Source organism: Pseudanabaena sp. Chao 1811 (assembly GCF_027942295.1).
In the GTDB taxonomy this organism is placed as follows: Bacteria; Cyanobacteriota; Cyanobacteriia; order Pseudanabaenales; family Pseudanabaenaceae; genus Pseudanabaena.
This window is the reverse complement of sequence record NZ_CP101416.1, coordinates 2,078,431-2,100,105: the sequence shown is the minus strand read 5'-3', so window position 1 is coordinate 2,100,105 and position 21,675 is coordinate 2,078,431. Positions and strand designations below refer to the sequence as shown.

19 protein-coding genes and 2 pseudogenes are annotated in these 21,675 nt (G+C 41.5%); 11 read left to right on the top strand and 10 right to left on the bottom strand.

Annotated features, from left to right (window positions below; all coding sequences use genetic code 11):
* Nucleotides 1–60: 60 nt before the first annotated feature.
* Entirely contained in the window at nucleotides 61–1,272 is a 1,212-nt protein-coding gene (locus NMG48_RS09660; protein WP_271255022.1) for an acetate/propionate family kinase, read from the top strand.
* A 135-nt stretch (nucleotides 1,273–1,407) separates the two neighbouring features.
* On the opposite strand, the pseudogene NMG48_RS09655 reads toward NMG48_RS09660, so the two are convergent.
* A pseudogene (locus NMG48_RS09655) lies at nucleotides 1,408–1,956 on the bottom strand (transposase); the annotation flags it as partial.
* Between the two features lie 29 nt (nucleotides 1,957–1,985).
* Nucleotides 1,986–2,354: a helix-turn-helix domain-containing protein gene (locus tag NMG48_RS09650; protein ID WP_271251623.1), complete on the bottom strand. Its 369-nt coding sequence runs from the start codon at nucleotides 2,352–2,354 to the stop codon at nucleotides 1,986–1,988.
* Between the two features lie 86 nt (nucleotides 2,355–2,440).
* Here NMG48_RS09650 and NMG48_RS09645 point away from each other — a divergent pair, with 86 nt between their 5' ends.
* Together NMG48_RS09645 and NMG48_RS09640 are read left to right on the top strand one after the other, a co-directional pair.
* The gene (locus NMG48_RS09645) at nucleotides 2,441–2,728 is read left to right on the top strand and encodes an MSMEG_0570 family nitrogen starvation response protein (protein WP_271255021.1); all 288 of its coding nucleotides are present in this window, start codon (nucleotides 2,441–2,443) and stop codon (nucleotides 2,726–2,728) included.
* Between the two features lie 152 nt (nucleotides 2,729–2,880).
* On the top strand, nucleotides 2,881–4,629 hold the full coding sequence (locus NMG48_RS09640; RefSeq protein WP_271255020.1) for a M61 family metallopeptidase: 1,749 nt from the start codon (nucleotides 2,881–2,883) through the stop codon (nucleotides 4,627–4,629).
* Between the two features lie 61 nt (nucleotides 4,630–4,690).
* On the opposite strand, the gene NMG48_RS09635 is transcribed toward NMG48_RS09640, so the two are convergent.
* The gene (locus tag NMG48_RS09635; RefSeq protein ID WP_271255019.1) at nucleotides 4,691–6,817 is read right to left on the bottom strand and encodes an EAL domain-containing protein; all 2,127 of its coding nucleotides are present in this window, start codon (nucleotides 6,815–6,817) and stop codon (nucleotides 4,691–4,693) included.
* A 910-nt stretch (nucleotides 6,818–7,727) separates the two neighbouring features.
* Between NMG48_RS09635 and NMG48_RS09630 the strand changes: the two genes are divergently transcribed.
* Together NMG48_RS09630 and NMG48_RS09625 are read left to right on the top strand one after the other, a co-directional pair.
* Nucleotides 7,728–9,167, top strand: a complete 1,440-nt coding sequence (locus NMG48_RS09630) for a RecQ family ATP-dependent DNA helicase (protein WP_271255018.1) — start codon at nucleotides 7,728–7,730, stop codon at nucleotides 9,165–9,167.
* Nucleotides 9,168–9,199: 32 nt separating this feature from the next.
* Complete coding sequence (locus NMG48_RS09625; protein WP_271255017.1) at nucleotides 9,200–10,279, top strand: DUF3474 domain-containing protein; 1,080 nt, start codon at nucleotides 9,200–9,202, stop codon at nucleotides 10,277–10,279.
* A gap of 84 nt (nucleotides 10,280–10,363) precedes the next feature.
* Here NMG48_RS09625 and NMG48_RS09620 read toward each other — a convergent pair whose 3' ends face one another.
* Nucleotides 10,364–12,004: an acetolactate synthase large subunit gene (locus tag NMG48_RS09620; protein WP_271255016.1), complete on the bottom strand. Its 1,641-nt coding sequence runs from the start codon at nucleotides 12,002–12,004 to the stop codon at nucleotides 10,364–10,366.
* A 57-nt stretch (nucleotides 12,005–12,061) separates the two neighbouring features.
* Nucleotides 12,062–13,426, bottom strand: coding sequence for an NAD-dependent succinate-semialdehyde dehydrogenase (locus tag NMG48_RS09615; RefSeq protein ID WP_271255015.1), 1,365 nt, complete (start codon nucleotides 13,424–13,426; stop codon nucleotides 12,062–12,064).
* Here NMG48_RS09615 and NMG48_RS09610 point away from each other — a divergent pair.
* From NMG48_RS09610 to NMG48_RS09595, 4 genes and pseudogenes are all read left to right on the top strand, one after another.
* Nucleotides 13,425–13,559 carry a hypothetical protein gene (locus NMG48_RS09610; protein WP_263972182.1) on the top strand — a complete coding sequence of 45 codons (135 nt, stop codon included), beginning with the start codon at nucleotides 13,425–13,427 and terminating at the stop codon, nucleotides 13,557–13,559. The genes NMG48_RS09615 and NMG48_RS09610 overlap by 2 nt on opposite strands.
* Nucleotides 13,560–13,675: 116 nt before the next feature.
* On the top strand, nucleotides 13,676–14,353 hold the full coding sequence (locus NMG48_RS09605; protein WP_271255014.1) for a PIN domain-containing protein: 678 nt from the start codon (nucleotides 13,676–13,678) through the stop codon (nucleotides 14,351–14,353).
* A 115-nt stretch (nucleotides 14,354–14,468) separates the two neighbouring features.
* Nucleotides 14,469–14,837, top strand: coding sequence for a helix-turn-helix domain-containing protein (locus NMG48_RS09600; RefSeq protein WP_271251623.1), 369 nt, complete (start codon nucleotides 14,469–14,471; stop codon nucleotides 14,835–14,837).
* A gap of 29 nt (nucleotides 14,838–14,866) precedes the next feature.
* Nucleotides 14,867–15,415, top strand: a pseudogene (locus NMG48_RS09595) (transposase); the annotation flags it as partial.
* A gap of 23 nt (nucleotides 15,416–15,438) precedes the next feature.
* On the opposite strand, the gene NMG48_RS09590 reads toward NMG48_RS09595, so the two are convergent.
* Nucleotides 15,439–16,023: a Uma2 family endonuclease gene (locus NMG48_RS09590; protein ID WP_271255013.1), complete on the bottom strand. Its 585-nt coding sequence runs from the start codon at nucleotides 16,021–16,023 to the stop codon at nucleotides 15,439–15,441.
* Nucleotides 16,024–16,247: 224 nt separating this feature from the next.
* Here NMG48_RS09590 and NMG48_RS09585 point away from each other — a divergent pair, with 224 nt between their 5' ends.
* On the top strand, nucleotides 16,248–16,736 hold the full coding sequence (locus tag NMG48_RS09585) for a heavy metal-responsive transcriptional regulator (RefSeq protein WP_225902946.1): 489 nt from the start codon (nucleotides 16,248–16,250) through the stop codon (nucleotides 16,734–16,736).
* A 325-nt stretch (nucleotides 16,737–17,061) separates the two neighbouring features.
* A complete protein-coding gene (locus NMG48_RS09580) occupies nucleotides 17,062–17,913 on the top strand; it encodes an acyl-CoA desaturase (protein WP_271255012.1) in 852 nt (283 codons plus the stop codon).
* Between the two features lie 146 nt (nucleotides 17,914–18,059).
* On the opposite strand, the gene NMG48_RS09575 is transcribed toward NMG48_RS09580, so the two are convergent.
* The 4 genes from NMG48_RS09575 to der form a co-directional block, all read right to left on the bottom strand.
* The gene (locus NMG48_RS09575) at nucleotides 18,060–18,209 is read right to left on the bottom strand and encodes a hypothetical protein (protein ID WP_271255011.1); all 150 of its coding nucleotides are present in this window, start codon (nucleotides 18,207–18,209) and stop codon (nucleotides 18,060–18,062) included.
* A 27-nt stretch (nucleotides 18,210–18,236) separates the two neighbouring features.
* Complete coding sequence (locus NMG48_RS09570) at nucleotides 18,237–19,400, bottom strand: 1-deoxy-D-xylulose-5-phosphate reductoisomerase (RefSeq protein WP_271255010.1); 1,164 nt, start codon at nucleotides 19,398–19,400, stop codon at nucleotides 18,237–18,239.
* Between the two features lie 194 nt (nucleotides 19,401–19,594).
* Entirely contained in the window at nucleotides 19,595–19,960 is a 366-nt protein-coding gene (locus tag NMG48_RS09565) for a hypothetical protein (protein WP_271255009.1), read from the bottom strand.
* 225 nt (nucleotides 19,961–20,185) lie between these two features.
* The gene (gene der, locus NMG48_RS09560) at nucleotides 20,186–21,544 is read right to left on the bottom strand and encodes a ribosome biogenesis GTPase Der (protein WP_126384705.1); all 1,359 of its coding nucleotides are present in this window, start codon (nucleotides 21,542–21,544) and stop codon (nucleotides 20,186–20,188) included.
* Between the last annotated feature and the right edge of the window lie 131 nt (nucleotides 21,545–21,675).

Sequence of the window (21,675 nt, the reverse complement as noted above, 5' to 3'; positions counted from 1 at the left end):
TCAATTTTCAAAACCTGCTCAGTTGCGCTCATCCATTTCAAAATAATCATCCCCAAAAACATGAAAATATTAGTTCTCAATGCAGGATCGAGTAGCCAAAAAAGTTGTTTGTATGAGTTAGGGAATGTATTGCCTGACACACCACCTGAACCGATTTGGGAAGCGATGGTAGACTGGACGCACCATACAGGATTTGCCGAAATCAAAGTTAAAACCCATCAGGGCAAAGTTCTCCAAGAAGAAATTGCTGCAACTTCGCGCCCAAAGATTATCGCGCATATGTTAGAGACTCTGTGGAATGGAGAAACCGCAGTCATCAAAGAGCCTTCAGATGTAGATATCATAGGGCATCGAGTGGTACATGGCGGAGCAGAATATCGCCAAAGTACTATGCTTAATGCGGAAGTAAAAGAGGCGATCGCAAAACTCTCAGTCTTTGCCCCTGTCCATAATCCTGCGAATTTAGAAGGCATTGCCGCAACGGAAAATGTATTTGGGAAGATTCCTCAAGTTGCGGTATTTGATACTGCCTTTCATGCTCATTTATCTCCTGCCGCCTACACCTACGCAATTCCCAGTAAATATGCAGAGCAAGGAATTCGGCGTTATGGCTTTCATGGAATTAGCCACCAATATTGTCGCGATCGCGCCGCCCAAATCCTCAATCGCCCAGTTAATGATTTACGCTTAATTACCTGTCATTTAGGAAATGGATGTTCCTTAGCCGCAATTCGTAATGGTCATAGTATTGATACAACTATGGGATTTACACCCCTCGAAGGTTTAGTCATGGGTAGCCGTTCTGGTTCCATTGATGCAGGGATTCTCATCCATTTACTGCGTCAACCAAATATGGATGTGGAGAAACTCGATCGCCTACTCAATCGCGAATCTGGGCTATTAGGCATCTCAGGAATTTCTGCGGATTTACGTCCAATCCTGCAAGCGATCGCGGAGGGTAACTCACAAGCGCAGATTGCCTTTGATGTTTATGTGCATAGTTTGCGATCGCATATTGGCGCAATGTTAGCTAGTCTTGGCGGCTTAGATGCCTTAGTCTTCACCGCAGGCATTGGCGAAAATGCTCCAGATATTAGAGCCGCCACCTGTGAGGGTTTTGAATTTCTAGGATTAAAGCTAGACCTAGAAAAAAATAACCAACGGGCGATCGATGTGGACATTGCAGCTCCTGAATCAGCCGTGCGAGTTTTAGTGATTCATACTCAAGAAGATTGGGAAATTGCTAGAGAATGTTGGAATATTCAGATTTAGTAGCCATGCGATCACTGAAATAATCACATCAAAAATACACCTTAACACCTATCCAAAAACCTTTGTTATAGAACCTATTTTATCCACAAAAGCTATAATTCAATCACCGATTAGCAATTACAGTCCATTGAGGGATTAAGTAGTACAGTAACAACACTTAGTAAACCAATTTTTGAAGAAATCTTTTTCTAACAAGTAAGGGAAAACGTTGATTAAATGCTGAAGTAGTTTTTGAGAATGAGGTCTAAGCAATCTAATAAAATATTTGAGAACCGACCACATCATCTCAATTGGATTAAAATCAGGAGAATAGGTGGGTAAGTACAAAATCTTAGCACCTGTCGCTGTAATTGCTTTTGCGACCCCCTCAACTTTATGGCAGTTGAGGTTATCCATGATGATCCTATGCTCAGGACGTAATTTAGGTACTAGGTCATCTTGGACAAAGGTGAGAAAATCTGCTCCTTTCATAGAACCCTGAATCGTTTTCAGGCAAACAATCCCATCAACTGAAATAGCGCCAATTATTGTGTATTTCTGACCTTTGTAAAAGGGACGAAGACTGAATACTCTTTTGCCACATTCACTTCTTGCCACAGAGCGTTCCATCCCCTGCCATACTCCCGTTTCATCAATACAAATCAGATCTTCAGCTTTCACTTCATTCAATGCTTCCCAAAATTCACATCTTTGCTGTTGTACTGCCTCACTTTTTACCTTTTCATGGCGATAGGTCTTTTTTTTAGAGTGATGTTATGCCTCTGGAAAAATCGGCACATGCTGCCTGTGGTCACTGATACTCCTGTTTGTTCTGCTACTTCTTCACAGTACTGCCATAGTGTCCAATCTGGATGCTCTGAGACAATTTCGAGGATTTTCTCCTGATGCGCTTCGAGGGGACTTTTGATTGGACTACCTAATGGTTTGTGGTTTAGTTCTCCTGTCTCTCGGTATTGATTCAGTAGTTTTTGCACTGTTTTCGTCGCGACTTGAAATTGCTTCGCTACTTCCCGAATCGATGTATTTCCTGCTTCGTAGTTTGCTACGATCTTTTCTCTGAGATCTAGTGAGTAAGGTGCCATTTTTTACTCTCTTTTGGGTTTTGCTATCCTAGCTTATCTTGTACTACTCTTTCCCTCAATAGGCTGTAACAATCACCATTAACCCTATGCCTCAAATCAACTTTCAAATTAGCTGGCCCGATGGTTCTGAACAAACCTGCTATTCTCCATCACTGATCGTTAAAGAATACTTTGAACCTAATGTTGAATATGCACTAGATGAGTTCGTAGAATCTGCGCGAACGGCTCTTAACATTGCTAGCGATCGCGTTAAGGCTAAGTATGGATTTCCCTGTGGATTAGCGATCGGGCAGTTACAAGATATCGAGGCTAGAGCATCTGAGTATCAAAATCTAGAAAATCCTCAAGTTAAATTTATCCGCTTTATTGAGTGATGCGTTGAAGGAAGAAATTTGAGATTTTGAGTTTAGGAATGATTTACCGTGATAGAGCAAATGGCTTGCTCAAGCGCATTGTCCGAATTTTGCTTGTATGAGATCTTACTGATATAGTATCTATAGGCATCGCTGAGTAAGGTCAAGACAAAATGGTTGATTCACAAAAAGCAGGTAATATTTTCAGCAATCAATTTACCTACCACATATCAATACCTGAGCCAGAAAATCATCTATTACATGTCGAACTAGCGATCGCCAATTGGCAAAATGAATTTATCGATCTAAAGCTACCAGTTTGGACACCCGGCTCATATCTAGTACGTGAATATGCCAAACATCTCCAGAATTTCGAGGCGACTACTGCTAATGGTGAAAAGCTGTTATGGCAGAAAATCAGTAAAAATCATTGGCGGGTAAATACTGGCAATAATTCACTAATCAAAATCCGCTATCGCATTTTCTGTAATGAATTAACTGTGCGGACTAATCACATTGATAGTACCCATGCCTTTTTTACAGGTGCGGCAGTATTTATGTATATTCCCGAATATCAGCATCATCCATTTCAAATTGAGATTGATATCCCTAAAGAGAACTGGCGGATTGCTACTGCCTTACCTAATGCCAATAGTTCTAATAGTTTCTACGCCAAGGATTTCGATACTTTGGTTGATAGCCCCTTCGAGATCGGCATTCAAGAACAGCATGAGTTTACAGTTCATGGTAAACCCCATCGTTGGATCATTTGGGGACAGCATAATGCCGATGTACAGCGTATTATCAAAGACACCTCGGAAATCATTGCCGTAGAAGCGGACATATTTGGTGGTTTGCCCTACGATCGCTATGACTTTATCCTTCATGCTAGTAATGGATTTGGCGGCTTAGAACATAAAAATAGCACCGTACTGCTTTACAACCGCTTAGGATTTCGCAAGGAAGAAAGCTATCTCCAATTTATGAATCTAGTTGCCCATGAATTTTTCCATACTTGGAATGTGAAACGACTTCGCCCTAAAGCACTAGAAACCTTTGATTATGACAATGAGAATTACACAGGTTCCCTTTGGTTTAGCGAAGGAACTACCAGCTATTACGATCAAATCTTTCCTCTGAGGACAGGCTTGTACGATGCGAAACATTACCTGAAGCTTGTTAGCAAGAGCATTACTAGATTACAAACAACCTATGGGCGGCATGTGCAATCGCTCTATGATTCCAGTTTTGATACATGGATCAAGCTCTACCGTCCTGATGCGAATACTCATAATAACCAGATTTCCTACTACCTTAAGGGCGAGTTAGTATCCATGCTGCTGGATTTACTAATTCGTAAGCAAAGCAATAACTTGCGATCGCTTGATCGAGTCTTACAGATTATGTGGGAACGCTTTGGTAAAGAGGAGATTGGCTTTAGTGAAGCAGAACTCCATGAGGTAATCGAGAAGGTGGCAGGTGTTGATCTATCAGACTTCTGGAATAATTATCTCTATGGTACAAAGGAGCTAGACTATAACTACTATCTAGAACCCTTTGGACTAGAGCTACGCAGCGCACGTCAGGATATTCCCTTTATTGGCTTAACCCTAAAATCAAAAAATGGAATTGCTGAAGTAGAAAAGGTTGAGTTTGGTTCGCCAGCTCAAAAAGCAGGTATTAGCACTGGAGATAGTTTGTTAGCGATCGCAGGGGTTCGCGTGACTGCGGAAAACTTTAATGAGCGTCTTAAGGATTTTGCTGTAGGTGAGGCGATCGCTCTGACCATCTTCCATCAAGATTTACTAAAAACTGTAGAAGTCGTTTTGCAGGAACCGATTTATACCCATTTTGATATTGTGCAGTTACCCAATGCTTCCCCCAGTCAAGAGACAAACTTGAAATTATGGTTAAGCATCTAAACCAATAATTGTTTGGAGCAGCTTCGCTGCTCCAAACAATTATTACAGCGCTTTGCGCTGATTAACTTGGTTTAGTTATTGCTTGCGCCCTTAATAAAGACTCAATATCTTCGGCGGGTAAAGCTTTGTAGAAAAAATGTCCTTGAATGCGATCGCAACCTAGCGATCGTAATAGTTCTGCTTGCTCTTGAGTTTCTACACCTTCAGCAATGACAACTAAATTCAAGCTATGGGATAGATTAATTAAAGAAGCAACAATGGCTTGATCTTGCTCATTATGATCAATATATTCAATAAAAGTACGATCAATTTTGAGTGTATCAATTGGTAAATTTTTAAGATAACTAAGTGCTGAATAACCCGTCCCAAAATCATCGATCGATAGCTGAATCCCCATCTGACGGAATTGATTTAATAGGACAATTTTTTCTTCCACATTATCCATCATAATTCCTTCAGTGATTTCCAACTCTAGATAGTGAGGATCAAAATTTGTCTCATCTAAAATCTGTTGTAAAGAAGGTAGAAAATCTTTTTGCTGCAACTGCATAATCGATAGATTTACGCCAATCTGAATTGGTGGTAAACCCATACTTTTCCATGCGATCGCCTGTAAACAAGTATGTCGCAATACCCAAGCCCCAATTGCGATAATTAAGCCAGTTTCTTCGGCTAAGGGAATAAATTTGCTAGGTGGGATAGACCCTAAAGCAACATGTTTCCAACGTAGTAAAACCTCTAAACCAACAATTTTACCTGTGGTTAAATCAACCTGTGGTTGATAATAGGTTTCTAGTTCTTCATTCTCTAACGCTCTTCGCAAATTATTTTCCATTAACAATCTTTGGAAACTTTGCTCCTGCATATTAGGAATATAAAACTGGAAACTATTGCGTCCATCTACCTTGGCGCGATACATCGCCATATCGGCATTGCGAATTAATGCTTCCACATCTGTATTATGATCGGGATAGATGCTTGCACCAATACTGGTGGTGATATGTAGCTCATGCCCACTACAGGTAAAAGGCACAGTCAAAGATTGAATCATTGTCTCTGCAATTTGCACAACAATGTCTGGCGAGGCGATCGCCTTGGCTATGATTGCAAATTCATCACCACCCCAGCGCACCAGCAAATCCCCTTGGCGCAATAGCGTTTTTAAGCGATCGCCCACTGCTTTTAATAGCAAATCCCCAATTACATGACCTAGAGAATCATTGATTAATTTAAATCGATCAATATCAAGGAATAACACTGCGAATTTTTGGTTCTTATCCTCTAACTTTTCGACAAACTCAACTAAATATTGATGTAGATATTTGCGATTAGGTAGACCAGTAAGCGAGTCATGATACATCTGATAAGAAATAATTGCCTCAGCTTGCTTTTGCTTAGTGATATCCGATATATGTACTCGTACTACTTCATTCCAAGGCATAAAATGAATCACTTCTTCAAATACCTTGCTATTGATTTCTACTTCGCGGGTAAAAAAGTTACGAACGGGAGTAACTAAAGGTGTTAACTGAGTTAACAAGTTTTGGAGTAATGGATGATTAAGCTGCATATCATCAATTTCTGGGAATTGATATAAAGCTGCGGGATTGAGATATAAAATTTTGCCTACTAAATTCAACTCAATAATTGGTTGAGGATTTAGTTCAGGAGATGAAACAAACTGATTGATAGTGTCCCGAATATGTGTAGATAAGTCACTATCAGCAATAGATAGTAAGTTAGAGCATCTAATAGTGCCGATAAAATCTAAACTCTGCTTGTTTTCTCCAAAACTATCCTCATTGGTAGCATGATTTGGAGAAACCTTATTTTTAGATCGTGGAGAAAGTGAACTAATAATTTGATATACAGCTTTAGTATCTTTACTAAAGAGAATTTCATCCCCATGAGACAGGATATGAGAGAAGCGCTTTTTGCCATTGATGAGAATGCCATTAGTACTCCTTGTACCTTCGAGCGTGCCATCAATAATCCGAAAAAGGCATGAATTTCTGTTTGGAATATTTACTGCCAATATCGTAGCGTGCTGACGAGATACGAGATTGGAACGCAGCACAATTAGATTGTCTAAACTGCGTCCTAAGGAGTAAGTCATGTTCTGCAAAAGAAAATTGCGAAATCCCTTCGGGTCTTCAACCGTCAGTACGTGATGAAGTATATCTTTCATTGCAAGAGTAGATGACTCCTGTGATCTCACCTGAATAATTTTCCTTTACAACGAGCTTTGAACAATTTATCTTAAAACTTACTCTTGAATCCAATGACTATCTTATTTTGGTAGTTCTAAAGAAGAGTATTATTTTTTGGTGTGATGATATTCCAACCTTTATGCAGAAAATCATCACTTCTGTAGGACTACCATTATTTTTAAGGGCGATCTATCAGATTATATAAATTTATTTAGTTTGTACTATCTAGTTCTGTTATTTATCACTCCTAGTAGATACCTTAGCCCAATCCTCGACAATGTGGCAATACATTAAAACTCTGAAGCCCGAACTGAAACTTGAAGATTGCAAATTATACATTTACGGCTGGGATGACTAGGACTTAGTTATGTACACACAGTTTGCACCACAGATTCTAGCTCTATTTTTAATTATGCGGAGGTACTTATGATGATGATTTGGCATGTATTTTTAAGCCAATACCGCTAATTTATTGGGGAATGAAGATAAACAAGAGGAATAAAAGATGGATATGCGATATACCTCTTTTATCTACCTTTGAGGAACTGGGCGTAATTAAATATAAGATCCAAAAGCCTGTGGCGCATACTGAGGGTAAGTCACAGGTTTTTGCTATGTTTTTTAATTATGCTCAGCTACTTAACCTTCTGTACTTTTGTATAGATTTATAGATATATCAATCAGTAGTATCAATCCGTAAATCCTTAATATTAATGATATTTATCTTCTGCGTAGGTGTCATCTGCAACCAAATTATTAATATCAAACCCTAAAATATATTATTTTAAGGTTATTATTATGAACAACAAACAGCTAGAAAGTCATCAATCTAATTACTGACTTGTGCTGTAGATAAAATTAGAAATAAAACATTCATGGTTGTTGCTAATGGACGACATATCTGGGGAATGGACAAAAGTTCAGCAAACATTTCAAAAGATCTGGGGATATAAAGATTTACGCCAATCTCAGCGTGAGGTAGTTTCTAGCTTACTGCAAGGCAAAGATAGTTTAGCGATTATGGCGACGGGTGGGGGAAAATCTATTTGTTTTCAGTTACCAGCAATCCTTAATGAAGGTTTAACTTTGGTTATTTCCCCCTTACTAGCTTTGATGGAAGATCAGGTGAGGGATTTACGATCGCGCAATTTACCTGCGGCGGCTCTGCATAGTAACCTCTCGCAAATAGAACGGCGGGAAGTATTGAGAAATCTCCCCAATACTCGTTTACTTTACGTTTCACCAGAAACACTATTAAGTCAGCCTGTCTGGGAAAGGCTATGCGATCGCCAGTTAAAAATTACAGGGTTAATGCTGGATGAGGCACATTGTTTGGCGCAATGGGGAGATTCATTTCGTCCGAGTTATCGGCGCTTGGGGGCAGTGAGATCAGCATTAATGCAACATAAGCCTGATCATCATCCGCGTATGTCTCTAGCCGCATTTACTGCAACTGCCGATCGCGATACGACTGCCGAATTAAAATCTTGTTTGCAGCTAGATCATCCCAACATTGTAAGAACTAGTCCCTATCGTCCCCATTTAAGTCTCAAGGTGGAAATTGCATGGACACCCGCAGGACGGAAATCGCGCACTTTAAAATTTATTCGCGATCGCAAGGGGCAGTCGGGCTTAATTTATGTCCGCAGTCGGGGCGATGCGGAGAAATTAGCCGCATGGTTGCAGGACAATTCCTTGGCGACTGCTGCCTATCATGCAGGCTTACCACCCCAAGAGCGACGACATATTGAGCAGCAATGGCTCAACAATCAATATCCTTTTGTGATCTGCACTTCGGCGTTTGGTCTCGGAATTAATAAACCAGATACCCGATGGGTCTTACATTTTCATCCGCCCTTGACGCTTTCGGAATATATCCAAGAAATTGGTCGGGCGGGGCGTGATGACAAACCTGCGGAGGCATTGATGTTGGTGAGTGAACCAACGGGACTCCTCGATGATAGCGATCGCCAGAGGGTAAATTTTTTCCTCCAGCAACAACAAAAACTGCAACAGCAAGCGCAATTGCTGCTACCCCGACTACCTCGGCGAGGTAATTTTACGGAAGTTGCAAAGTTACATTCCGATGCGGCGATCGCGTTAGGACTGTTGCACCGTGCGGGTAATTTAGTATGGTTGACACCCTTTGAATATGAAATTTATAACTTGCCCCAGCAACAACAAAAACTAAAACAATCCGTTGGGGTACAGAGTGCAGTCGCGCAAATGCAAGACTATATTCGTGTAAAAGGCGATCGCTGGGCTTTTTTACTGAATAACTTTGGATTTGAGGAAGAAGCCAAGTTACTGCTAAAATCAAAAAATTAACTTAATTTTTCTTAACAACAGGGAAATAATACGTGTCGTCTACGACTATTCATCGGATCAATCTAGAAAACCCTCTTACCGATACATCTTCAACAGCTCAAACTGAACTTCCGTTTACCTTTCAAGATGTAAAGTCTGCTATTCCTGCTGAATGTTTTGCTCCTAATGTATGGCGATCGCTCGCCTATTTTTTTGCCGATACCGCGATTATTGTGGGGTTATATGCGGCGGCGGTATATATAGATGCTTGGTGGTTTTATCCTATTTTCTGGTTTGCCACGGGGACAATGTTTTGGGCTTTCTTCGTCGTCGGTCATGACTGCGGACATGGTTCATTCTCGCGTTTGAAATGGCTAAATAATCTGATTGGACATCTAACTCATATTCCGATTTTGGTTCCTTATCACGGTTGGCGCATCAGTCATCGCACCCATCACCAAAATACAGGCAATATCGACACCGATGAAAGTTGGTATCCTGTCACCGAGACTCAATACAAAGAAATGGATTGGCTCGGTAAACTTATTCGTTTTGATGCCCTGTTGTTGGCTTATCCTCTTTACCTATTTAAGCGATCGCCTGCACGTCCTACTGCTTCCCATTTCATGCCCAATAATGATCTTTTCCGCGAGTCGGAAACTCAAGACATTATCACTAGCACTAGCCTTTGGTTGGCAATGGTAGGCTTTTTGGGATATTTAGGCTTTACCTATGGGTTCCTATTTCTATTCAAGTTCTATATCGTTCCTTACCTAATCTTCGTCGTATGGTTGGATCTTGTCACCTACTTGCATCACACTGAAGCTGATATTCCTTGGTATCGCGGCAAAGATTGGTATTTCTTGAAGGGAGCGCTTTCGACGATTGATCGTGATTATGGCATTTTCAACGATATTCATCACAATATCGGTACTCACGTTGCCCATCACATCTTTATTGGCATTCCTCACTATCACCTCAAAACTGCTACGGAAGCAATTAAACCAGTTTTAGGTAAATATTACCGAGTGTCTAATGTGCCAATCTGGAAAGCTTTCTTTACTTCTCAAAAGGAATGTATTTTTGTACCCGATTCAGGTACTGGAGTATATTACCAATCCGTTAAAGACTAGTAATACCAAAACACAAAATAGCGTTGCTATTTTGTGTTTTTCAGACACCAAACAGAAAGAGGTCGCTATGCGACCTCTTTCTGTTTAAAGGGGACAAGATAATTCGCCAACCTTGCGGGAGAAGCGCATATTTTCGCGGTAATCAACGAGACAATCGATAACAGCAGGAACATTTTGTTCGAGAGCCTCCTTAAGTGTTGGCATGAGATCGATCGCTGAATTAACTCGATAGCCTTTTAGACCCATACTCTCGGCAAGTTTCACAAAGTCAGGATTGCCAAATTTAATAAATGAGGATTTTCCGTAATGGATTTGTTGTTTCCATTCGATGAGTCCATAGCCGCCATCATTGAAGATCAAGGTGACAAAGTTTGTACCAATGCGGGTAGCCGTTTCTAGTTCCTGCATATTCATCATGAAGCCGCCATCGCCTGTCACCGCGACAATCTTGCGATCAGGATTGACTAATTTTGCCGCGATCGCCCCCGGAATCGCGATACCCATCGCAGCGAAACCATTGGAAATGATACAGGTATTGGGGCGATCGCAGTGATAATGCCGCGCCATCCACATTTTATGTGCGCCCACATCGGAAATCACCACATCCTCTGCTCCCATCACTTGGCGCAGGTCATAGACGATCTTTTGCGGTTTAATGGGGAAGCCTTCATCATGAGCATACTGCTCATAGGCGGCTAGAATCTGTGGACGTAAGGCGATCGCGTGAGGGTCGGGCATTCCTGTGCGATCGCAACGGTGCATAATTTCCACTAGCGAGTCAGAAATATCGCCAACGATTTCTACCTGTGGCATATAGCTACTATCCACTTCCGCCGATAATTCGGCAATGTGAATAATGGGAATTGTACTATTGGGATTCCATTTCTTCGGCGAATATTCGATGAGGTCATAGCCAACAGCTATTACCAAATCCGTTTCATCAAAGGCACAGTTAATAATATCTCTTTGCTGTAATCCCAATGACCACAGCGCTAGAGGATGGCGGTAGGGAATGACACCTTTACCCATGAAGGTATTGGCGACAGGGATATTTAAGCGTGTTGCAAAGTCGGTTACAGCTTGGCTAGCATGGGAACGAATTGCACCATTACCTACTAAAATCAAAGGATTTTTTGCCTGTGCAATGAGAATAGCAGCTTCGGAAAGACTGCGATAGGAAGCATACATGGGATGGCGATCGTCCTTAATCAATAAGGGTTTTGCATCAACTTCCATATCAGCAATATTTTCGGGTAGGTCAATATGTACTGCCCCCGGTTTCTCCGACTTAGCCAGTTTGAAGGCTTTACGCACAATTTCAGGTGTAATACTAGGACGGACTACTTGAGCATTCCATTTAGTCACAGGCTCAAACATAGCAACTAGATCGAGATATTGATGGGAATTAGTGTGCATTCGATCAGTTCCCACCTGTCCTGTGATCGCGATTAAGGGAGCGCAGTCCAAGTTCGCATCAGCAACACCTGTCATTAAATTTGTGGCTCCCGGTCCTAGCGTGGAGAGGCATACGCCCGGTTTGCCTGTGAGTCTACCATAGACATCTGCCATGAAGGCTGCCCCTTGCTCATGGCGAGTGGTAATAAATTTGATCGATGAATTCTCAAGGGCATTGAGAACTGCCATATTCTCTTCCCCCGGAAGCCCGAAAATATATTCGACTCCTTCATTCTCTAGACATTTGACTAATAGTTCTGCGGTGTTCATAGAGTCCTCACAAATAAGCTTGTAATCGTAAACTACACTGATGATGACAAACAGGGTTTACTTAATCCAAATAGTTTTGATATTCACGAATTCACGAATACCTTCAATTCCCAATTCACGTCCAAAGCCCGATCGCTTGATGCCACCAAAGGGAACACGCGGATCGGATTTGACCATCCCATTTACAAAGACTGCTCCCGCCTCAATTTGTTCGATCGCCTGTTCGATTTCCTGTGGATCATTGCTCCAAAAGCTTGCCCCTAAACCAAAACTAGTACTATTTGCAAGCGCGATCGCCTCATCAAGATTCTGCACCCGAAATACTGAAGCCACGGGACCAAAAAATTCTTCTTGATAGGGTGGCGCACCAAGCGGAATCTGATCAAGAATCGTTGGTGCATAAAAATTCCCTTTTTCCTTGAGTCGATAGCCCCCGACTAAAACCTTAGCCCCTAAATCCACTGTTGTTTTTACCTGTGCATCCAGTTCATTTAAGATTTGCGGCGTGGCAAGAGGCCCCACATCAGTTTCAGGCTGCATCGGATCTCCTACTTTCAATGCTTTGAACTTATCAACAAATTTAGAAATGAACTGATCCGCGATCGCTTCTTCAATAATAAATCTCTTTGCTGCGATACAGGTCTGCCCATTGTTCATGACTCGCGCCGTTACCGCAGTATTTACAGCCAATTCCAAATCCGCACTTTTAAGCACAATAAACGGATCGCTACCCCCAAGTTCCAATACTACTTTTTTGAGATGATGCCCTGCGATCGCAGCTAGGCTTTGTCCCGCAGGTTCACTTCCCGTCAATGTGGCAGCTTTTACCCTTGAGTCGGCAACTATTCCTGCTACGCGATCCGCCCCCACTAAAAGGGTTTGAAATGCACCTTCAGGTATGCCTGCGGCATGGAAGACTTCAGCGATCGCTAAGGCACATTGCGGCACATTTGAGGCGTGCTTTAGTAGTCCCACATTCCCTGCCATGAGTGCAGGGACAGCAAAGCGAAACACCTGCCAAAAAGGAAAGTTCCAAGGCATGACTGCGAGGATAATTCCTAAAGGTTGATAGCAAATAATCGTGCGACTAGCATCGGTTTGAGCAGGGGTATCGGCTAAAAAACTCGGTGCATGTTCGGCGTAAAAACGGCAAAGATTGGCGCACTTCTCAATTTCGGCGATCGCACTTTTGAGCGTTTTCCCCATCTCAAGGGTCATAATAATCCCGAATTCGGTTTTCTTCGCTTCCAGAATATCGGCGGCTTGGTGCATCCATTGGGCGCGATCGCGAAAACTCGTATGTTTATAGGTGACAAAGGTGCGATCGGCGAGTGCTAGCTTATGTTCAAGTTGCTCATCCGTCAAAGGCTCAAAGGTCTTTAACACTTCTCCTGTTACAGGATTTATTGATGCGATCGCCATGATCTTTTCTCCATTCCTGAGTAGCTACATCAAGCTCAAACTTGCCATTGGTAAGCTCAAACTCGCTATATCAGTTTGTATACATCAGATCTTAATCCTTGCGATCGCCAAATCTTTCGATAATTCAACTTAATTTATGATTCATGGCGGAGATATAGCAAGTTACTTTGCTTTTCTTCACAGTAGTGCTAATTTATCTGTTACGCGAAATACTCGCTTTCAAATCACTTTAAGTATATCTATTTATAAATGCTAACCAATTACATCCTAGTAGATTATGAAAACATCCAAAATATAGATCTCACCTGTATCAAGGATAAAAATATTTACATTAAAATGTTTATTGGTAGTAAGCAAAATAATATACCAACTGACTTAGTTATCAAATCTCAAAAACTAGGTAGTCAAATTGAATGGATTCAAATTAATGGTAATGGTAAAAATGCTCTTGATTTTCATATTGCCTTTGAATTAGGCAAGTTAGTTGGGAAAGAGACAAAATCATTTTTTCATATAATTTCTAAAGATACAGGATATGATCCCTTGATTAGTTATATGAAATCTCAGAAAATATTCTGTAAGCGTAGCGATGATATTGTATTACTCATAGAAGCTATACAAACAAGCTTGCAAAGTGGACTAATCCCTCAATCAAATCCTTCTTCAGTCAATCAATCTTCCACAGCAAAAGATAAAGAATCACAATCTAAAAACAAACAAATTAATCAGTACGACTTAGTAATTAAAAAGCTTACTGTCGTCAACAAGATCAAAAGACCTAAATCAGAAGAATCCTTAAAAAATCATATTAAATCGCAGCTCGGGCTAAAAGATTTAACACCTGTAGTTAATAAAATTTATCAACAGTTAATCAGCGACAAAAAAATATCCTTAGATCAATCCAAGAAAATTACATATAATTTTTAGGAATTATCTAAAAATACAGTTTATATATTTATGTACACAATTACGATTACAGCCTATTGAGGGAAAGAGTAGTACAAGATAAGCTAGGATAGCAAAACCCAAAAGAGAGTAAAAAATGGCACCTTACTCACTAGATCTCAGAGAAAAGATCGTAGCAAACTACGAAGCAGGAAATACATCGATTCGGGAAGTAGCGAAGCAATTTCAAGTCGCGACGAAAACAGTGCAAAAACTACTGAATCAATACCGAGAGACAGGAGAACTAAACCACAAACCATTAGGTAGTCCAATCAAAAGTCCCCTCGAAGCGCATCAGGAGAAAATCCTCGAAATTGTCTCAGAGCATCCAGATTGGACACTATGGCAGTACTGTGAAGAAGTAGCAGAACAAACAGGAGTATCAGTGACCACAGGCAGCATGTGCCGATTTTTCCAGAGGCATAACATCACTCTAAAAAAAAGACCTATCGCCATGAAAAGGTAAAAAGTGAGGCAGTACAACAGCAAAGATGTGAATTTTGGGAAGCATTGAATGAAGTGAAAGCTGAAGATCTGATTTGTATTGATGAAACGGGAGTATGGCAGGGGATGGAACGCTCTGTGGCAAGAAGTGAATGTGGCAAAAGAGTATTCAGTCTTCGTCCCTTTTACAAAGGTCAGAAATACACAATAATTGGCGCTATTTCAGTTGATGGGATTGTTTGCCTGAAAACGATTCAGGGTTCTATGAAAGGAGCAGATTTTCTCACCTTTGTCCAAGATGACCTAGTACCTAAATTACGTCCTGAGCATAGGATCATCATGGATAACCTCAACTGCCATAAAGTTGAGGGGGTCGCAAAAGCAATTACAGCGACAGGTGCTAAGATTTTGTACTTACCCACCTATTCTCCTGATTTTAATCCAATTGAGATGATGTGGTCGGTTCTCAAATATTTTATTAGATTGCTTAGACCTCATTCTCAAAAACTACTTCAGCATTTAATCAACGTTTTCCCTTACTTGTTAGAAAAAGATTTCTTCAAAAATTGGTTTACTAAGTGTTGTTACTGTACTACTTAATCCCTCAATGGACTGTATTGATCTTAAATTTGAAAAACTTCATTAACAAGGATTGATACTCCTAAATTTTTAATCTGAACCAATTCACCTTTGCCATAAATCTTGACCTGCTCATATCTGTCTTGATTAGGCGATCTATAAACTTCAAATACTTGCTCGTCGATATTCACAATCCATACTTCAGCAATTCCAGCCTTGGCATACAGGGGAAGTTTAACCTCGCGATCGTATTTCAATGTGGAATCGGATACCTCGATCAATAAAAAGATATCTTCAGGTTGGGGATGGCAATCAGCATAGCGACTACTAGGGCGTTTCACTAGAACAATGTCAGGTTGTGGCTCAGAGCGATCGCTTAAATGTATAGGATTTTGCTGGCGCACATGGGCAATTTGGATAGTTTGGACAGTCAGTAATTCTGCAAGATTAGAAACACAAATCGCATGTTTTGTGCCAATTGCCGACATTTCAATGATTTCTCCTTCGATTAATTCTGTACGCTGTTCTATTCCCAAAATGCCCGCCTCTGCCATTTTGTAATACTGCTCCACCGAAAGGCGATATTTTGCTGGTGTAGATATTGCAGCGAGTTTCGTTGTCGTTACCATAACGCCCTCTTAGTTAATATCTTCATGATCTTAATGATATAGCGATCGCCTTCAGTGCGTTGCGCTATAAAGTTTTGAAAGCGCGGCAAAGCCACGCTTTCAAAACTTTATATGTGAATTTTATTTACAGAAAACTCTTTACAATCCAGAAACTTGACTAAAACCCTTGACCTTATACCATAGTATAAGGTCTAAGCTTGTAATTGTTGGATGTGAAAACAAAGATGGCAATGCTGCAAGTTGGTGAAGTCTCTCGCAAATTAGGTCTTAATCCTCAGACACTTTATTTTTATGAGCGGATTGGGCTAATTCCTCCTCCTCATAGGACTGAATCTGGCTATCGCTTGTTTAGTCAAGAAGATGTAGATCGTCTATCTTTCATTACCCATACCAAATCGATGGGATTGAGCTTAGATGACATCAGAGAAATCTTGGCTGCTAAGGATAGCAAATCGCCGACTTGTCAAACAGTGCATGATTGTTTGTCAAAAAAAGCAAGAGCGATCGAGGAAACCATTCAGCAACTACAAATCTTACTGGATGAACTTCATCCCCTCATTAATCACTGTCATCAAAATATTGAGTGCCAAGATTGTTCCAGTCCCAAAGAATCTTGCGCAGTATCAGATGATCCTCGTCATGACTTTCAGAAAGCTTGTAGTTCTTGGCAAGGGCTTGCTAAATCTGAAGAACAGGTTTTAGCTGTGAATTGATTGGCAGTTTTTACTTCACACACCACTGAGCCTCTGCGGGTTAAGGTTTCATAGGCGATCGCTCAGTGGCTAGCCTTGTATTTATAGCTCACTAAAAAATAATTTCATAAGTTCATCAAATTCAAATAGCCATCATTTGCTAACGCAAGTTTTGCATAGGATAGGCGGCGCTTTGTGCTGGATATCCTTCCTGAGCATGATGGGAAAGGGTTGTGCTTACAATTTTTGATCACAAACTTATCCAAATTTTTAGATTGAGAATTAGCGATTCTTCTCTTCTTCTCAAAACCTTTAGCACTGCCATTTAGATATAGACGCTTAAAATATGACAAGACTATTTTCAGATATCATTCCTGATCCTCAACCTGAACAACTAAAACTGAGTTGGGTATCGGTAGGTTTCTTTACTATTGTTCATGCTCTAGCCCTTTTAGCCCCTTGGTTCTTTTCATGGTCAGCTTTAGGAATCACAATCCTACTGCATTGGTTTTTAGGCAGCATTGGTATTTGCTTGGGCTACCATCGCTTGCTGAGTCATCGCAGTTTCCAAGTGCCAAAGTGGTTGGAATATATGATTGCCTTGATTGGTGCGGCAGCTTTACAAGGAGGTCCCATCTTTTGGATTGCAGGACACCGCTTACATCATGCCCATACTGAAGATGAAGAGAAAGATCCCTACTCGGCACGTAAAGGTTTTTGGTGGAGTCACATGTTGTGGATTCTTTACCCTAAATCAGACTTTTTCGATGCGGATAAGTATTTCAGATATGCTCCTGATTTGGCGCGTGACCCCTTCTATCTTTGGTTAGATAAGTACTTTCTCTTACTGCAAATTCCTGTAGGTGTTGGTTTATATTTGCTGGGCGGTTGGTCTTACGTCATTTGGGGAATGTGTGTACGTTCAGTATTTTTATGGCATAGCACTTGGTTTATTAATTCTGTTACCCATATGTGGGGCTATCGCACCTTTGAGACTAATGATAATTCGCGCAATCTTTGGTGGGCAGCAATCGTTACCTATGGCGAAGGTTGGCACAATAATCACCATGCTTATCCTAATGTGGCAAAGGCGGGCTGGCGTTGGTGGGAAGTTGATGTGACTTGGTGGGCGATTCAAGTACTCAGAGCTTTGGGCTTAGCAACAAAGGTAATCATGCCTCCAGCGATCGCCAAATAATCTCAAACCAAAAAGAGACTCGCTAAGCGAGTCTCTTTTTTAGGAAGCAATAAATTGCCGAATTAAATTGATCAAGACCGTTTGCGAAGATGCTCCTGTGCTGAGTGCTTTCTCTTGAAACTGCTCAAACTCCTGCTCAGGCAAAGTCAAACTAATTGTATGATTTTTTTCATCCAAGTAGCAGCAGCTTGCCGATAAGCATTCAGTTCTTCCTGAAGATTATCAATTGATTGCCACTCACCACGCTCATAACTATCAAGAATATCTTCTTCTTCAGCCGTTAAATTGTTAATCATTGCCATCTCCTACATGATTTTTAATAGCTAAATTGTAGCCATAACTTGCTCAATCACTGCATTTCTTGCCCATTTATCGGCTTCGAGAATATCTTCGAGTTCTGGCTTCGAGATGAGATTGTGCCGATCGCATACGTGCTTAATCAGATCGGCAATCTGCACATACCGCACACGCTCTTGGAGGAATAGTTCTACTACTTGCTCATTAGCAGCATTCAGCACCGCAGGCATAGTGCCACCTGCGCGACCCGCGGCATAGGCTAGTTCCATACAGGGATATTTCTGATGATCGGGGGCGCGGAAGGTGAGTGTGCCACACTTGACGAGATCGAGGCGTTCCCATTGGGTGGGAATGCGATCGGGATAGGAGAGGGAATAGAGCAGAGGCAAACGCATATCGGGAATTCCCAGTTGCGCTAATACGGAAGTATCTTCTAATTCAATGAGTGAATGGATGATACTTTGGGGATGAATGACGATTTCGATTTTGTCGTAATCCACACCAAAGAGATAATGGGCTTCGATTACTTCTAATCCCTTATTCATTAAGGTGGCGGAATCAATCGTAATCTTTTTACCCATCGCCCAATTGGGATGTTTTAAGGCATCGGCGACAGTGACAGAGGCGAGTTCCTCCGTGGGGCGATCGCGAAAAGCACCACCCGAAGCCGTGAGAATAATCCGCCGTAGTCCGCCTTCGGGAACTCCTTGCAAACATTGGAAAATTGCGGAATGTTCCGAATCGGCTGGCAATAATTTCACGCCATGCTTTTTCACCAATGGCACGACTACTTCACCACCAGCTATCAGGGTTTCTTTGTTGGCTAGGGCAATATTTTTTCCTGCTTTGATGGCGGCGATGGTGGGCAATAGTCCCGCACAACCAACAATCCCTGTGACCACTGCTTCCGAATCTCCATAGGCAGCGACAGTTTCTACACCTTCGGCTCCTGCTAACATGATCGGCTTGACGGCAAGATCGGCGATCGCCTCTTTTAGGTCGGCAAGTTTAGTTTCACTAGCGATCGCCACAATTTCGGGCTGAAACTTACGGATCTGCTGGGCAAAAAGCTCAATATTTCCTCCTGCGGTCATACCTACGACTTGAAATTTTTCAGGATATTCCGCAACAATATCGAGGGTCTGTGTACCAATTGAGCCAGTAGAGCCAAGCAGAGTAATACGTTTCATAAAAATGGGCTTGTTAAGTATTTATTAAAGTTTTGCGTAAAGTCTTGCTTTAAAGTCTTGCATAAAATTTTGAGCGATCGCGATTTACTACAAAAAAATAGAGTATTCCCATACATCAGTAAGGACAGTCTGCCTACAGCGCAGACTATCCTTACCTAAAAAATAGAGGGATGCAAAGCATCCCTCTATTTTTATTAAATTACTTGGAATTTCGGATTATTCCTGAGAGATGTGGCATCAAAGGATTGCGCCCAGCTTAAAAATTTCTCGCTCAGAATTTCACTTTTAGGATCGATCAATAGTGCCAGATAGTTGCCCTGCTGCTTGATCACTATGGCAGTATAGTCACTTCCATGAATAACAGCATGGGTAAAATTTTCCACAGGTAAAGAAGCTGCTAGCAAAGATTTTAAGCCCAACGATTGGAAAATTGGCTGTACCCAGATAATGCTCTTGCTACCGTCAACAAGGGTGTAGTATTCCTTGGGCAGTCCACTTAAGTCAAAAGTAGCAGCCCCAAGGGTGTAAGTCTCAAATTTGTTTTCTTCTAAGGCTGTCATAGTTTTGGTAGCAAGCGATCGCGCTTCAGTAAGAGCTTCATGCTACTTAAATTATTCAATCGTACCAAATAGCAAAGTCATCATAGCAACCGTCATCAGGCTTAGATAAATTTATATCTGTAGTCACTTGCATTAAAATCAAAACCAGAAGACGAGTGGCGGCGCTTCGCGCCGCCACTCGTCTTCTGGTTTTGTGTCCTAACAAGACTGGCGACAGATATAAATTTATCTAAGGGCTGAATTTTTTGATTTTTCAACTTCGCGGTCTTTTTTGCCTCGGAAGATAAACCTTACGGGAGTACCTTCAAAGCCAAGGCTCTTACGGAATTGATTTTCGATATAACGCTTGTAGTTATCGTTAAAGCGATGAGGATCATTGACGAACAAAATGATGGTTGGAGGGCTATCGGAAATTTGAGTGCAGTAATAAACCTTGCCCTGTTTACCCCCACGACTGGTCGGTGGTGCGTGCCATGTGACTGCTTCCGTGAGGGCTTCATTCAGTACTGCCGTGGGGACGCGACGTTTATGCTGCTCGGCAGCAATATCGACGCGATCGAGAATTTGAGTGACCCGCTGACCAGTCAATGCACTGACAAAAATAATTGGCGCATATTCCACAAACATCAAGCGACTTTTTACTTCTGCGGTGTAGTCATAGATGGTGTAGGAATCTTTTTCGATCGCATCCCACTTATTGACCACGATTACACAAGCTTTGCCTTCATCATTGATGCGACCCGCAAGCTTTTGATCTTGATCGGTAACACCATCAAGGGCATCAATTACTAACAAAACGACATCAGAACGTCCGATCGCTTTAAAAGCACGGTTAATACTAAAAAATTCGATGCCGTAATCAATATTTTTTTTACGACGGACTCCTGCGGTATCAATCAATCGATATTTCTTGCCATCGCGTTCCACCGACATATCAATCGCATCACGAGTTGTCCCAGAAATTGGACTAACAATGCTCCGATTTTCACCAATGAAAGAATTGAGTAAGCTGGACTTGCCAACGTTGGGACGACCAATAATCGCCACTTTAATTTCGTCGCTTTCCTTAACTACTTCGTCAGGAGGTGGCAAATGTTTGATCAACTCATCAAGTAATTCGCCTGTGCCGTTACCATGAATGCCAGACATGGGGATTGGCTCGCCTAGCCCCAAATTCCAAAATTCTGCTGCCAAGGAGAGTCCATATTTGGAACCTTCACATTTGTTCACTGCCAATAGCACGGGAATATTTTGCCGACGTAACCAGCCACCTAGTTGCTCATCAGCATCGGTGATTCCTGCCTGTCCATCCACTACAAAAATTACTGCTGCCGATTCACGGATGGCAATCTCAGCCTGTTCACGAATCATCGGTAAAAACTCAGTCTCGTCGTCAAATACTAATCCGCCTGTATCCACAACTTGAAATTCATGGGCTCCCCAAAAACATTCGCGATAAACGCGATCGCGGGTTACACCTGGTTGATCGTAGACGATCGCATATTGTTCTCCTGATAGGCGGTTTACAAGGGTAGATTTGCCCACATTGGGGCGACCGACAACGGCAACAATCGGTAGCGGCATGGCTTTACAGTTTTAGAATTCCGAACTCACTATAATAACTTTAAATAAGTATAATCGTCAAATATTTTTGTGGATTTAAATTTAACATCTTAAAACTAAGTAGATCAGCATAGTTATCAACCAAGCCCAAA